General features: G+C 72.3%; 11 protein-coding genes. 8 read left to right on the top strand and 3 right to left on the bottom strand.

Going from position 1 to position 13,917, the window contains the following annotated elements:
• Window positions 1-16 precede the first annotated feature (16 nt).
• The 3 genes from N8N77_RS08000 to mtrA are packed head-to-tail and all read right to left on the bottom strand — an operon-like array spanning window position 17 to window position 4,180.
• A complete protein-coding gene (locus N8N77_RS08000; RefSeq protein WP_261166087.1) occupies window positions 17-1,747 on the bottom strand; it encodes an LpqB family beta-propeller domain-containing protein in 1,731 nt (576 codons plus the stop codon).
• Entirely contained in the window at window positions 1,744-3,474 is a 1,731-nt protein-coding gene (gene mtrB, locus N8N77_RS07995) for an MtrAB system histidine kinase MtrB (protein WP_261166085.1), read from the bottom strand. The genes N8N77_RS08000 and mtrB overlap by 4 nt, the downstream gene beginning before the upstream one ends.
• Before the next feature lie 25 nt (window positions 3,475-3,499).
• On the bottom strand, window positions 3,500-4,180 hold the full coding sequence (mtrA, locus tag N8N77_RS07990; RefSeq protein ID WP_261166083.1) for an MtrAB system response regulator MtrA: 681 nt from the start codon (window positions 4,178-4,180) through the stop codon (window positions 3,500-3,502).
• A gap of 98 nt (window positions 4,181-4,278) precedes the next feature.
• Here mtrA and N8N77_RS07985 point away from each other — a divergent pair, with 98 nt between their 5' ends.
• The 8 genes from N8N77_RS07985 (at window position 4,279) to N8N77_RS07950 (ending at window position 13,827) form a co-directional block, all read left to right on the top strand.
• Window positions 4,279-5,817 (top strand): hypothetical protein, encoded by a 1,539-nt coding sequence (locus N8N77_RS07985; protein WP_261166081.1) that lies wholly within the window; start codon window positions 4,279-4,281, stop codon window positions 5,815-5,817.
• Window positions 5,732-6,415 carry a DUF4129 domain-containing protein gene (locus tag N8N77_RS07980; RefSeq protein WP_261166080.1) on the top strand — a complete coding sequence of 228 codons (684 nt, stop codon included), beginning with the start codon at window positions 5,732-5,734 and terminating at the stop codon, window positions 6,413-6,415. Before N8N77_RS07985 ends, N8N77_RS07980 begins: the two co-directional genes overlap by 86 nt.
• On the top strand, window positions 6,412-7,569 hold the full coding sequence (locus N8N77_RS07975; RefSeq protein WP_261166078.1) for a DUF4350 domain-containing protein: 1,158 nt from the start codon (window positions 6,412-6,414) through the stop codon (window positions 7,567-7,569). The genes N8N77_RS07980 and N8N77_RS07975 overlap by 4 nt, the downstream gene beginning before the upstream one ends.
• Window positions 7,570-7,646: 77 nt before the next feature.
• Entirely contained in the window at window positions 7,647-8,624 is a 978-nt protein-coding gene (locus N8N77_RS07970; RefSeq protein ID WP_261166398.1) for a MoxR family ATPase, read from the top strand.
• A gap of 3 nt (window positions 8,625-8,627) precedes the next feature.
• Entirely contained in the window at window positions 8,628-9,938 is a 1,311-nt protein-coding gene (locus N8N77_RS07965; RefSeq protein ID WP_261166076.1) for a DUF58 domain-containing protein, read from the top strand.
• 133 nt (window positions 9,939-10,071) lie between these two features.
• Complete coding sequence (locus tag N8N77_RS07960; RefSeq protein ID WP_261166074.1) at window positions 10,072-11,736, top strand: catalase; 1,665 nt, start codon at window positions 10,072-10,074, stop codon at window positions 11,734-11,736.
• A 152-nt stretch (window positions 11,737-11,888) separates the two neighbouring features.
• Window positions 11,889-12,332: a Fur family transcriptional regulator gene (locus N8N77_RS07955; protein WP_261166072.1), complete on the top strand. Its 444-nt coding sequence runs from the start codon at window positions 11,889-11,891 to the stop codon at window positions 12,330-12,332.
• Window positions 12,325-13,827 carry a catalase gene (locus tag N8N77_RS07950; protein WP_261166070.1) on the top strand — a complete coding sequence of 501 codons (1,503 nt, stop codon included), beginning with the start codon at window positions 12,325-12,327 and terminating at the stop codon, window positions 13,825-13,827. Before N8N77_RS07955 ends, N8N77_RS07950 begins: the two co-directional genes overlap by 8 nt.
• The last annotated feature ends 90 nt before the right edge of the window (window positions 13,828-13,917 follow it).

Genomic DNA, 13,917 nt, shown 5'->3' with positions numbered 1-13,917 from the left:
TGAGCGGCGCGAGGCCTCACTCGGAGCGGGGCGCCCCGACGTCCGTGGCCAGCACGGCGATGCCCTCCGCCGCCTTCACCCATGCCGAGCCGCGGCGCACGTGCAGGCCTCCGACGCTGTCGATGAGCCGGATCGACGAGTCCTGCGTGCCGGCGGCGATCCCGACCACGTCGGCGGGTGCCGACATGCGTGTGCCGGGGCCCCCGATGCGCTGCTCCAGGACCTCGATCTCCATGCCGTCTCGGGAGACCACGCCGATGCTCGCGTCGTCGAGCCACTCCACGTCGACGCCGGGACCGTCGAGCGCGGCGAGCACGGAGGCGGCGCCCACGCCCGTGGGAACGCCGTCGCCGTCCCGCGAGACGGGCGCCACGATGGCCCAGGAGGTTCCACCGGCGGCCGTGACGAGCGCCGCGAGGCGGGTGCCGTCGCGCGAGACGGCGATCGACTCGACCGTCGCGATCGACATCTCTTCCGTCCGCGGCATCTGCGTGGTGAGCACGACGGTTCCGTCCGGACCGGTCGCGGTCAGCTGGTCCGGCTGGTTGCCGGGAAGCGTCCACGTGTAACCGTCGGGGTCGAGGGTCGGCTCGATGAGGTCATCGCGGTCGTCCAGCAGCAGAGCGGTCCCGTCGGATCCCACGCGGACGACCGCGCCGCTCGCGCCCCACACGATGGCCGATTCGCGGTCCGGTGCCACGCTGATGGCCTCCGGTTCCGGCACCGCGGAGGACGTGACGGCTTCCGAGAGGCCGTCGATGGCGAGGATCTCTCCGTCGGTGAGGAAGCCGAACGCCGGCTCGTCCTCCTCCCCGCCGAGCACGAGCGCGCGCGGGTCCGGTCGCGTCGGCCAGGGGTCGTACTCCTCCGCCGAGAGCTCGGCGGCACCCACGCGCAGCCGCACGCCCTGCGCTCCGACGCTCGCGAGGGTGGCGGTGATCTGCGCGCGCATGCGCGAGACGACGAAGGCGTCGACGTCGGAGGCGATCCCGCGCAACGGGATGTCGGCCACGCCCGAATCATCGATCGCGATGACGGCCCCGCTCGCCAGCTGAGCGCCCGAGGGGAAGGCGGTGCTGGCCGCGCCCTGCAGGGCGGCGCTGGGGCCGCGCAGCAGTTCGGCGACCAGCCGGGTCGGGCCGGTCGACGCCTCGGGGAACCAGCGGACGTCCGGCACGAGGTACCGGTGCGCGGGGTCGTAGAAGGTGAGGGTGAAGTCGCTGTACACGTTCGCGAAGTAGTCGCGATCGAGCACGATCCCCTGCGGCGCCTGCGCGATCCGCCACTCGCCGTCGTCACCCTGTGCCACCTGGTAGCGCAGCTCCTGCTCGGGCTGTGTGGCGGTGCCGTACACGCCCCGCGCGTCGACGGCGGCGATCTGCCCGATGCGCAGGGAGACGACGCCCTCCGTCTCCAACGCGCTCGCGTCGTACTCGCGGGCGCTCGTCGCGTCGATGGCGACATGCGAGCCCGGCTGCCACTGCGCGGCGAAGTCGGAGGTGAGGAACTCCCTCGCCGTCGCCCAGTCGCCGGCGGGGCTGGTGGCCGCCTCCACGAAGCCCTGCACGATCTGCTCCGGGGTGGAACCGGGCGCGGGCCCCTCCGGGTAGTACAGGAAGTCGTGCTCGGGCACCTCGTCCGCGGACAGCCCCGGGTTCACGGGACCGCTCGTCGGGAGCCCGGCGCATCCGGCGAGCGCCACGGCGAGCGCGAGCAGCGCGGCCGCGATCCTTCCCCTGCGCCTCATCGCGCGTCCTCCCCCTCGGTGCGCGAGGGCTCCGAACCGGCCGTCGCGATGATCTCGTCGGGCGTGGGGTCGTCGCCGCGCGGTTCCGTCGGCACGGGCGACGAGAGCAGCTCGACGCCGGGCCGGCGCGGCAGCGTGAGCACGAAGTTCGTGCCGCGTCCCAGCGCCGACCACACCTCGAGCGTGCCGCCGTGCAGCTTCGCATCCCCGAGGGCGATGGACAGGCCCAGCCCGGTGCCCCCGATCGTGCGCCGCCGGGAGGGGTCCGCCCGCCAGAACCGGTCGAACACGCGCTGACTCTCCTCCGCAGACATGCCCATCCCGTAGTCGCGCACGCCCACGGCCACCGCGTCCTCGTCACTGTCGACGGTGACGACGATCGGCCGCCCCTCGCCGTGCTCGATGGCGTTGCCGATGAGGTTGCGCAGGATGCGGCGGATGCGGCGCGGGTCCATGTCGACCGGCCCGTGCCCACCCGGCGCGACGATCCGCAACTCCGTGTCGTGCTGCTGAGCGAGCGGGCGCATCGACTCGACGACCTCCTCGGTCAGCTGCGCCAGCGGGCGCGCCTCCAGCGCCAGCTCCACCGAGCCGGCGTCGTACCGGCTGATCTCGAGCAGATCGGTGAGCAGCTGCTCGAAGCGCGCCACCTGCTCGTGCAGCAGCTCGGCCGCCCGCCCGGTGGCCGGATCGAACGCCTCCCGACGGTCGTTGAGCATGTCGGCCGCGAGCCGGATCGTCGTCAGCGGCGTGCGCAGCTCGTGCGAGACATCGGAGACGAAGCGCTGCTGCACGAGGGAGAGCTCGGCGAGTTCCCCGATCTGCCGCTCGATGCTGTCGGCCATCTGGTTGAACGAGCGACCCAGCACGGCGATCTCGTCCTCGCCGTGCACGTCGATACGCACCTTGAGGTCTCCGCTCGCGAGGCGGCGGCTGGTCTCGGCGACCTCCACGATCGGCTCGGCGACCGAGCGCAGCACGAGCCACGTGACCAGTCCCATGATGAGCACGAGCACGACGCCCGCGATCCACAGCGTCCGCTGCACGAACAGCAGCGTCTCGTCGGACGCGCTCAGGTCATACCCGAAGTAGACGCCATACCCCCCGACGCCGGGCAGCGTCAGCTGCTGACCGACGACGATGCCGGGCACGGCGCGGCCGTCCTCGTCGCGCAGCTCCACCGATTGCCACCACTGCCCCTCGACCGAGGAGCCGACGCGCTCGCGCAGACCGGCCGAGATGAGCTCCGAGGGCAGATCGCGCGCGCCCTGGTTCTGCGGCGCCACCTGCGAGGGCGTGCTCTCCACGCGGAACCACGCCACGCTCGAGGTGCCCGACTGCTCCACGAGGATCTGGCGCGCGCGGCTCATCAGGCCCTGCAGGGCGCTTCGCTCGCGCTCCACCTGTCCCGACGAGTCCAGCTCCGTCTGCGCGGCACTGATGGCGCGACTGGCGTCCTGCAGCACCTGGTCGCGGCGGGACTCGAACAGGTCGGTCTGGATCTGCGCCGCCATCCACACGCACGCGATCGTCACGGCGACCATGGTGGCGGCGACCGCGACGAGCGTGGTGCGGAACCGGAGGGATCCGGTCCACATCCGCGCGATCATCGACACCCAGGCGCGCGGGCCGGACAGCACGCCGATCGTCGCGGTCGCGGCCGATCCCGTGATCGGGGAGGCACCGGTCGCGGCGGCGGACGGTCCGACGCGGGGGTTCACGGGCATGCGCGGGCCACCTGGGGCCGTCGGCTCAGACGGCGGCGCCGGCGCGGTACCCGACGCCGCGCACCGTCATCACGATCTTCGGGTCGTCCGGGTCGCGCTCCACCTTCGAGCGCAGCCGCTGCACGTGCACGTTCACGAGACGCGTGTCGGCCTTGTAGTGGTAGCCCCACACCTGTTCCAGGAGCATCTCGCGCGAGAACACCTGGTTGGGCTTCGAGGCGAGCGCCACGAGCAGCTCGAACTCGAGCGGCGTGAGGGAGATGAGGGTATCGCCGCGGCGCACCTCGTGGGCGGCGACGTCGATCGTGAGGTCACCGACGCGCAGGTTGTCGTTGACCGCCTCCGTGACGGGGCGCAGGCGGGTGCGGATCCGCGCGACGAGCTCCTTGGGGTTGAACGGCTTGACGATGTAGTCGTCGGCGCCGGCCTCCAGGCCGTTGACGACATCGGCCGTGTCGGAGCGGGCGGTGAGCATGATGATGGGGACGCCGGACTCCCGGCGGATGTCGGTGCAGATCTCGATGCCGTCCTTGCCGGGCAGCATCAGATCGAGGAGCACGAGGTCGGGCCGCTCGTCACGCCACACGTCGACCGCCTGCGCGCCGTCGGCGCAGAACACGGTGTCGAATCCCTCGGTCCGCAGCACGATGCCGATCATCTCGGCCAGAGCGGTATCGTCGTCCACCACGAGGATGCGGGCTGTCACCCGATCAGCGTATCGGACGCCCCCCGCCGCCCGGCCCCTCGACGGCCCCGCGAAGTGTGGAACGATGGGCTTCGAATGAGGTCGACGGGGAGGGCGGCATGAGCGGGTCATCGACGTGGACGCCGGCCCCGAGGGGCGGGCTGATCCCGCTGCAGCCCCTGGGGTTCGGGACCATCCTGGGCAAGTCGTTCGCGGCGCTGCGCGGTAACCCCAAGGTGCTGCTGGGCTTCGCGATGGTCGTGCAGATGGTCTCGACGCTCCTAGGCCTGCTCATCATCGGCGGCGTCGCGTTCCTCACGTTCTCGCGCCTGGAGACCGTCACGGACTGGGCGGATCGGGAGGCCATCACGGCCGGCGCCACCCTCATCACGGGCGCCGCGACGCTGCTGGTCGCGATCGGTCTCGGAGTGATGGGCGTGATCGTGCAGGGCGTCGTCATCGGCGAGGTCTCGCACGCCGCCCTCGGCGAGCGCGCCACGCTGGGGATGATCTGGCGCCGCGTGAAGCCCGCGTTCTGGCGGCTGCTCGGCTACCAGCTGCTCGTCCTGCTCGCCGCGGTGCTGCTCATCGGCCTGGCCGTCGCCGGGATCGCGGGCCTGGCCGTCGCCCTGGGCGACGCCGGCCCCGTCGCCGCCGTCGTGCTGATCCTGCTCGCCGTGTTCGGCGGGATCCTGGTCGGGGTGTGGCTGACGACCAAGTTGTACGTGGCCCCGTCGGCCATCGTCCTCGAGGGCGCCGGCGTCTTCCGCGCCATCGGCCGGGCCTGGACGCTCACGCGCGGCCGGTTCTGGCCGACGTTCGGGGTGATCGTGCTGATCTCCCTGATCATGAGCACGGCCGCCTCGATCGTCGGCATGCCGTTCACGCTCCTCACGTCACTGCTCGTGCCCACCTTCGCCCCCACGGGCGACCAGGGGGTCGCCGCGATCGTCTCCGGCATCGTGAGCGTGCTGCTCGCCCAGGTCGTGACGTTCCTCGTCCAGTCGATCGCCGTCGTGGTGCAGGGCACCTCGGCCGTGCTCGTGTACCTCGACCTGCGCATGCGCCGCGAGGGGATCGACCTGCGGATGCAGCGGTACATCGAGCGGCGCGACGCCGGAGACACGGCGCTCGAGGATCCATACGCCTACGACCCGCAGGCCGTCGCCCCCGTTCGGCCGTCTGGGCCCACCTACGTCGCAGGCGGGGACGGGCGGGGCGGCCACCCCCGCACCGGGCGGCTACGCGGCGCCCGGCGCCTACCCGCCCGCGCCGCCGCAGGTGCCGCCCGCGTACGCGCCGCCGGCCTACCCGCCGCCGTACGGGCAGCCGGCTCCGCCATACGGGCAGCCCGCGTATGCCCCTCCGTACCCCCGTCGCCCGCCGGACAACCGGCACCGCCGGCCGGGCAGCCGCCGTATGCGCCGCCCGTCCCCCGTCCCCCGTCCCCCCCGGCGCGCCGCCCCCGCCGGCGCCCTTCGGCCGGCCGCCCTTCCCGGCGCAGCCCGACCCCGCGCCGGCGACGCCGCCGTGGGGCGACGGCACGCGGCGCGAGGGGGGAACCCCGTCGTCGTGATCCCCGTGCAGATCCCCGTGACGCCCGGCCCCGACGAGGCGCGCGAATGGGCGGAGCGCGAGCTGTCCGACCCGGTCTATGACGCCGCGGAGCCGACGCTGATCGACCGGATCGCGCAGGCCGTCGGCGAGTTCGTCTCGAACCTCTTCCGCACCGGCGTGGGCGCCGAATGGAGCCCCGCGCTCCTGCTCGTGGTGATCGGCGTGATCGCGGCTGTCGTCGTGCTCGGCCTGCTCATCTGGGGTCGGCCCCGGCGGGCGCATCGGGCCGACGGCCGCGCGTCCTCCGTGCTGTTCGGCGATGACGAGGCGCGCAGTGCCGCCGAGCTGCGGGCCTCCGCCGCCGAGCACGCCGCCGCCGGGCGGTGGGATCAGGCCGTCATCGAGCGATACCGCGCGCTCGCCCGCGGCCTCGAGGAGCGCGACGTGCTCGACGCCCTTCCCGGCACCACGGCGCAGGCGCTCGCGGCGGCGGCGAGCCCGTTCTTCCCGGCCCATGCCGACCGCCTTCACGACGGAGCCGTCGCGTTCGACGACGTGCGCTATCTGCGCCGCCGCGGCACCGCGCAGATGTACGCCGCCGTCGCGGGCGTCGACGACGAGATCGCGCGGACGCGCCCCGCGCGCCTTGCGGATGCGCTGGGCGGGGCGCGAGACGACGCCGAGCGGGTGGACGCGTGACCGTCATCGAGGCCCCGTCCGATCCGACCCTCTCCCGCCGCCGCCGGGTGGGCGGCTGGATCGCGCTCATCGCCGCGATCGTCGTGGTCGGCACCGCCCTGGCCTTCGTGTCGGCGCCGGAGTGGCGCCCCAAGGACGCGCACGATCCCGAGAGCGCCGCCCCGACGGGCGCGTTGGCCCTGGCGCGGATTCTCGAGGAGCGCGGCGTCGCCGTGGAGCTCGTCCACACGCGCTCGGACGCCGAGCGGGCCCTGGACGGCGACGACACGCTGGTGATCGGCCCCACGTGGTACCTCGAGAACGCCGATCTGCGGGACATCGCCGGCCGCGCCGAGCGCACGGTGCTCATCGAGCCGTCCTCTCGCGACATCGAGCTCTTCTTCGGCGACTCCGCCTTCGCGGGCACCGCGCTGGAACCCGTGGAGCCGGAGTGCGCCCTGCCCGAGGCCGACCGCGCCGGCCAGATCGACCCTGGGCGTCTCTATCCGCGGGGCGACGCGGACGTCGCCTGCTACCCCGGTACCGAGGGCGGGTACGGCCTGCTCGCCTCCGAGGCGGGCGGCGCGGAGCTCGTCGCGATCGACGCCGCGGCCGTGTTCTCGAACGAGAACCTGGCGAACGGCGGCAACGCCGCCCTGGCCCTCAACCTCCTCGGCGCGCATGGCGAGGTGGTCTGGTACCTGCCGAGCGAGGCCGACATCGCGCCCGGCGATGCGCCCGATACGCTCGGCGCTCTGACGCCGCCGTGGGTCACCCCCGCCATCCTGCTCCTGGCGGTGACCGCCCTCGCGGCGGCGCTCTGGCAGGGCCGTCGATTCGGCCCTCTCGTGGCCGAGGACCTGCCCGTCACCGTGCGCGGCAGCGAGACGCTGGAGGGCCGCGCCCGGCTCTACCAGCACGCGCGCGATCCGCGCCACGCCGCCGACCTGCTGCGTCGTGGCGCCGTCGAGCGGATGGCGCGGCGACTCGGCCTGCACCGGCGTACCTCGGTCGACGAGGTCGCCGCCGCGGTGTCGGTGCGGCTCGGCACCCCCGTGGCGCGCGTGCACGAGATCCTGTACGCCCAGCCCGCCACCGACGCGGATCTCGTCGCCTTCGGCGAGCGCCTGCACGACCTGGAAACGGCCATCGATTCCGAGAGGAACCACCCATGACCGACGCTTACCCGCCCGCCGGCGCCTCGCAGCGCGCCGCCGTCATCCCGCCCCAGCCGGCCGGCCCCGTGCCGCCGATGCCGGCGGCCCCGCCCGCGCCGAGCGGGGGCGGGTCCGAGCTGCGTCAGGCGATCGCGCGGGTGCGAGACGAGGTGGGCAAGGCGGTCGTCGGGCAGGAGGGAGCCGTCAGCGGCCTGCTCATCGCCCTGCTGGCGCGCGGCCACGTGCTGCTCGAGGGCGTGCCGGGCGTCGCGAAGACGCTCATGGTGCGCACGTTCAGCCGGGCCCTGGGCCTCGACACCAAGCGCGTGCAGTTCACGCCCGATCTCATGCCCGGCGACGTCTCCGGATCGCTCATCTACGACGCCAAGACCGGCGAGTTCGAGTTCCGCGAGGGGCCGGTGTTCACGAACGTCCTCCTGGCCGACGAGATCAACCGCACGCCCCCGAAGACCCAGTCGGCGCTGCTGGAGGCGATGGAGGAACGCCAGGTCTCCTCCGACGGTGTGACCCGCCCCCTGCCGGACCCGTTCCTCGTCTGCGCGACGCAGAACCCCATCGAGCACGAGGGCACCTACACGCTGCCCGAGGCGCAGCTGGACCGATTCCTCATCAAGCTCATCGTCGACGTGCCCGCGCGGGACGCCGAGGTGGCGGTGCTGCGCCGCCACGCCGACGGCTTCTCGCCGCGCTCGCTCGAGGAGGTCCGGCCCGTCGTCAGCGCCGAAGAGATCCGGGCCGCGCAGGAGGCCGCGGCGGCGGTGACCGCCACGGACGACGTGCTGGCGTACATCGTCGACCTCGCGCGCGCCACGCGTCAGAGCCCGTCGGTGCAGGTGGGCGCCAGTCCCCGCGCCGCCACGGCCCTGCTCGCGGCGGCGAAGGCGTGGGCCTGGCTGGGCGGCTACCCGGCCATCACCCCCGACCACGTGCAGGCGATGCTCGTGCCCGTGTGGCGCCACCGCATCCAGCTGCGGCCCGACGCGGAGATCGAGGGCGTCTCGGTCGACGCCGTGCTGGGCTCGGTGCTGCAGCAGACGCGCGTCCCGATCTGATCCATGTACGTCTCCGGTCGCCTGCCGATCCTCGTCGGGCTCGGCGTCGTTCCCGTCGTGCTGCTCAGCGCGGCGGGGGCTTCCCCCTGGCTGCTCGCGCTCGCCTGGCTCGCGCTGTGCGCGCTGCTGGTCCTTGTCGACGTGGTCGCGGCGCCCGACGGGCGAACCCTGCGGATCTCGCGCGAGGTGCCCGCTCGCGCGTCGCTCGGCGACGTCGTGAGGACCCGCATCCGCTTCGCCAACCCCTCCGGCCGGCGCATGCGCGGCCTCGTGCGCGATGCCTGGCAGCCGACGGCCGGCGCGCCGCGGGAGCGGATTCCGATCGACGTGCCGCCGGGCGAATCGCGCACGGCGATGGTGCCGCTCCTCCCCCGCCGCCGGGGCGAACTGCGCACCGAGTTCGTCGTCGTGCGTACCGTCGGGCCCCTCGGGCTCGCCGGCCGGCAGCGCCGTATCGCGGCGCCCGGCGCGCTGCGGGTGCTGCCGCCGTTCAAGGCGCGCCGGCATCTGCCGAGCCGCATCGCGCGCCTGCGCGAGCTCGACGGCTCCACGAGCGTGCAGGTGCGCGGCCAGGGCACCGAGTTCGACTCGCTGCGCGAGTACGTGCGGGGTGACGATGTGCGCTCCATCGACTGGCGCGCGACCGCGCGGGCGGGCGCGACCATGCTGCGCACCTGGCGCCCCGAACGCGACCGGCACGTCGTCATCCTCATCGACACGGGGCGCACGGCCGCCACGCGTGTGGACGACGGCACGCGTCTGGAGGCCTCGTTCGAGGCGGCGCTGCTGCTTGCGGCGCTGGCCAACCGCGCCGGCGACCACGTGCACCTGATCGCGTTCGACCGCGTCGTCCGTGCGCGGGTCACGGGCGTGGACGGCCCCGGCCTGCTTCCGGCGCTGGTCGATGCGCTGGCGCCCGTGGAGGCGCAGCTGATCGACACCGACTGGGACGCCGCCTTCGCCCAGGTGCGCGGGCTGCACGCCAAGCCCAACCTCTTCGTCATCCTCACTGCCCAGGAGTCGCCCGAGGCCTCGCGGGGCTTCCTCGGAACCCTGCCGAGCGCGGTGCGCGCCGGCACCGTCGTGCTCGTCGGCACGGCCACCGACGGCGGCCTCGTCGAGCAGGCCCGCTCGCACGGCGACGTGGACGCCGTCTACCGGGCGGCAGCGGCGGAGGCGACCCTCGCCTCGGCGGCGCGCGTGACGGCCGCGATCGAGCGCGCCGGCGCCGAGGCCCTCGCCGACGACCCGGAGTCGCTGCCGCCTCGGGTGGCCGACCGCTACCTCGCCCTGAAGAAGGCCGGCCGGCTCTAGCGCGTGCGGGGGCAGTGCCGCCCACCGGGCGCACAGCGTATCCGCGTGCGGCGGGTGCCACCACCCCGCGACAGGCGCCGGATCGCGACGTAGTCTGCGGGAACCGCAGCCACCCGTCACGAAAGGCCATGTCATGACCGACGTCTCGTCCCAGGGCCCCGCTCCGAGCGAAGAGGGCCGTCCGGTCCTGACGGATCGTCAGGGACACCCCATCTACGACAACCAGAACCAGCGGACGGTCGGCGAGCGCGGACCGGCCACGCTGGAGAACTACCACTTCCTCGAGAAGATCAGCCACTTCGACCGGGAGCGGATCCCCGAGCGCGTCGTCCACGCCCGCGGCGCGGTGGCCTTCGGCCACTTCGAGGCCACCGGCATGTGGGGCGACGAGCCCATCGCGCGCTACACCCGCGCCAAGGTCTTCGCCGAGGCGGGCAAGAAGACCGATCTCGCGATCCGCTTCTCGACCGTCATCGGCGGCCGCGACTCCTCGGAGGTCGCGCGCGACCCGCGCGGCTTCGCGGTGAAGTTCTACACGGAGGACGGCAACTGGGATCTCGTCGGGAACAACCTCGCGGTCTTCTTCATCCGCGACGCCATCAAGTTCCCCGATGTCATCCACGCCCTCAAGCCCGATCCCGTCACCTTCCGCCAGGAGCCGGCCCGCATCTTCGACTTCATGTCGCAGACGCCCGAGTCGATGCACATGCTCGTGAACCTCTTCAGCCCGCGCGGCATCCCCGCCAACTATCGCCGCATGCAGGGCTTCGGCGTGAACACCTACAAGTGGGTGAACGCCGACGGCGAGACGCACCTCGTGAAGTACCACTGGTTCCCCCGCGCCGGGGTCGCGAGCCTGACCGAGGAGGACGCCGCGAACATCCAGGCGACCGAGCTCGGCCACGCCTCGAAGGACCTCTACGAGGCGATCGAGCGGGGCGACTACCCGCAGTGGGACCTCTACGTGCAGATCATGAGCGACGACGAGCACCCCGAGCTGGAGTGGGACCCGCTGGACGACACGAAGGTGTGGCCCGAGAACGACTTCGAGCCGAAGCTCGTGGGCACCATGACGCTCACGAGCAATGTCTCGGATCACCACAACGAGAACGAGCAGATCGCGTTCGGCACGGGGGTGCTCGTCGACGGCCTCGACTTCTCCGACGACAAGATGCTCGTGGGCCGCACGTTCTCGTACTCCGACACGCAGCGTTACCGCGTGGGGCCCAACTACCTGCAGCTGCCGGTGAACAGCCCCAAGCATGCCCGCGCCGCCACCAACCAGCGGGGCGGCCAGATGTCGTTCGGCGTCGACCTGGGCGAGGGACAGAACCCGCACGTCAACTACGAGCCCTCGATCATGGGCGGGCTGCGCGAGGGGCAGTACCCCACGCACGACGAGCAGGGGCCCGTGATCACCGGGCGCGTCACGCGCAAGCGGATCGCGCGTACGGACGACTACACGCAGGCCGGACAGCGCTACCAGCTCATGGAGCAGTGGGAGAAGGACGACCTCGTGCACAACTTCGTCACGCTCATCGGTCAGGCCGAACGCGCGGTGCAGGAGCGCATGGTGTGGCACTTCCTGATGGCCGACGACGAGCTCGGGCTGCGGGTGGGCGAGGGCCTCGGCATCGGCGTCGACGATGTGCGCCACCTCGAGCCCTTGCAGTCGCAGACGCTCAGCGAGGCCGACCGCGCCCGCCTGGCGAACCTCGGCGCAAACGGCCCGCGTGATGTCACGGGGCTGAAGATGACGCACGTCGTGCCCAACGAGCACGTCGTCGTCACGCGCTGAGGAATCACAGGGGCCGAGCTCGACCGCGGGGAGCGCTCCCCCGCGGTCGAGCCGTGCCGGGGCGGGCGCGGCCGTGACGAGCACCGGCGGCACCGCCGTAATCGCGCATCGTTCTTTTTTGCTAATCATTCAAAATAGCTATACTCGGGACGATGAGCCCGACAGCCCCAGCCCCCGACGCGGCGGCCACGCTGCGCGGCGCGGGCCTGCGCGTCACGGCGCAGCGTGTTGCGGTGCTGGATGCCCTCGCGTCGCGCCCGCACGCGCCGGTTGATGAGCTGCACGCCGCCGTGAGCGAGCACATTCCGGGCATCGCCCTGCAGACCGTGCACGGCATCGTCAACGACCTCACCGGAGCGGGCATCGCCCAGCGCGTGAGCCTTCCGGGCGCCCCCAGCGCGCTGTACGAACTGAACCGCCGCGACAATCACCACCACCTGCAGTGCGTGGTGTGCGGCAAGGTCGAGGACGTCCCCTGCGTCGTCGGCGCGTCCCCCTGTCTGCATCCCTCCCACGATCACGGCATGCGCGTCCTCGAGGCGAGCGTGACCTTCCGTGCCATCTGTCCCGAATGTGAAAGGAACGGCAATGGCTGACATCTCGTACACCACCACCCAGACCGGAACCCCGGTCGCGAGCGATCAGTACTCGCTCACCACTGGTCCCGACGGCGTCACCGCGCTGCACGACCGCTACCTCGTCGAGAAGCTGGCCTCGTTCAACCGCGAGCGCGTGCCCGAGCGCAACCCGCACGCCAAGGGCGGCGGCGCGTTCGGAACCTTCACCGTCACCGAGGACGTCTCGGCGTACACGCGTGCCGCGGTCTTCCAGCCGGGCGCCGAGGCCGAGGTGCTGCTGCGTTTCTCGTCCGTCGCCGGCGAGCAGGGCTCCCCCGACACGTGGCGCGACGTGCGCGGCTTCGCGCTGCGCTTCTACACCGCGGAGGGCAACCTCGACATCGTCGGCAACAACACCCCCATCTTCTTCCTGCGCGACGCGATGAAGTTCCCCGACTTCATCCACTCGCAGAAGCGCACGGGCGCCGCCGGGCTGCGCAACGCCGACATGCAGTGGGACTTCTGGACCCTCTCACCCGAGTCGGCCCACCAGGTCACCTATCTCATGGGCGACCGCGGCCTGTCCAAGTCGTGGCGTCACCTGAACGGCTACGGCTCGCACACCTACCAGTGGGTGAACAAGGATGGCGAGCGCTTCTGGGTGCAGTACCACTTCATCTCGAAGCAGGGCGTGGAGCACATGTCTGCCGCCGACGCCGAGCGGATCGCGGGCCAGGACGCGGACTACTACCGCCGCGACCTCTTCAACGCCATCGAGACCGGCGACTTCCCCTCGTGGGAGGTCAAGGTGCAGGTCATGCCGTACGAGGACGCCAAGACCTACCGCTTCAACCCCTTCGACATGACGAAGGTGTGGCCGCACGCCGACTACCCGCTCATCAAGGTCGGGGAGTTCACGCTCAACCGCAACCCGCAGAACTTCTTCGCGGAGATCGAGCAGGCCGCGTTCTCGCCGGGCAACCAGGTGCCGGGCACGGGCATCTCCCCCGACAAGATGCTGATGGCGCGCGTGTTCTCGTACCCCGACGCCCAGCGCTACCGCATCGGCACGAACTACAACCAGCTGCCGGTCAACCAGCCGCACGCCGCGCCGGCCTTCAACTACATGCACGAGGGCAACATGGCGTACCACTTCAACGCGGCCGGCACGCCCGTCTACGCACCCAACTCGTTCGGCTACCCGCAGGCCGAGCCCGAGCGCGCCGTCGAAGCGTCGTGGGAGGCCGACGGTGAGCTGGTGCGCGCTGCGTACACGCTGCACAGCGAGGACGACGACTTCGGCCAGGCCCGCACCCTGTACAACGACGTGTTCGACGAGGGCGCGAAGGACCGCTTCCACGAGACCCTCGCCGGCCAGTACTCGGCGCTGACCGTCGACGTCGTCAAGGAGCGCTTCTTCTGGTACTGGGGCCAGGTCGACGAGAAGATCGTCGCCGGCATCAAGGCCAAGCTGGCCGCGCAGGACACCTCGGCCGACCCGGTCGGCTACGAGCGCGAGCCCGTCACGGCCTGACACCTGCCCGCGCCAGGCCGCCCTCGTCCCGAGAGCCCACCCCACACGGGGCGGCTCCGCGGACGGGGGCGGTTTCGCGTCTGCGCGCCG

The sequence above is a fragment of the Microbacterium sp. Marseille-Q6965 genome (assembly GCF_946151065.1).
Lineage (GTDB): Bacteria > Actinomycetota > Actinomycetes > Actinomycetales > Microbacteriaceae > Microbacterium.
The sequence above is the reverse complement of the archived record's forward strand: the minus strand, read 5'-3'. Positions and strand labels throughout refer to the sequence as shown.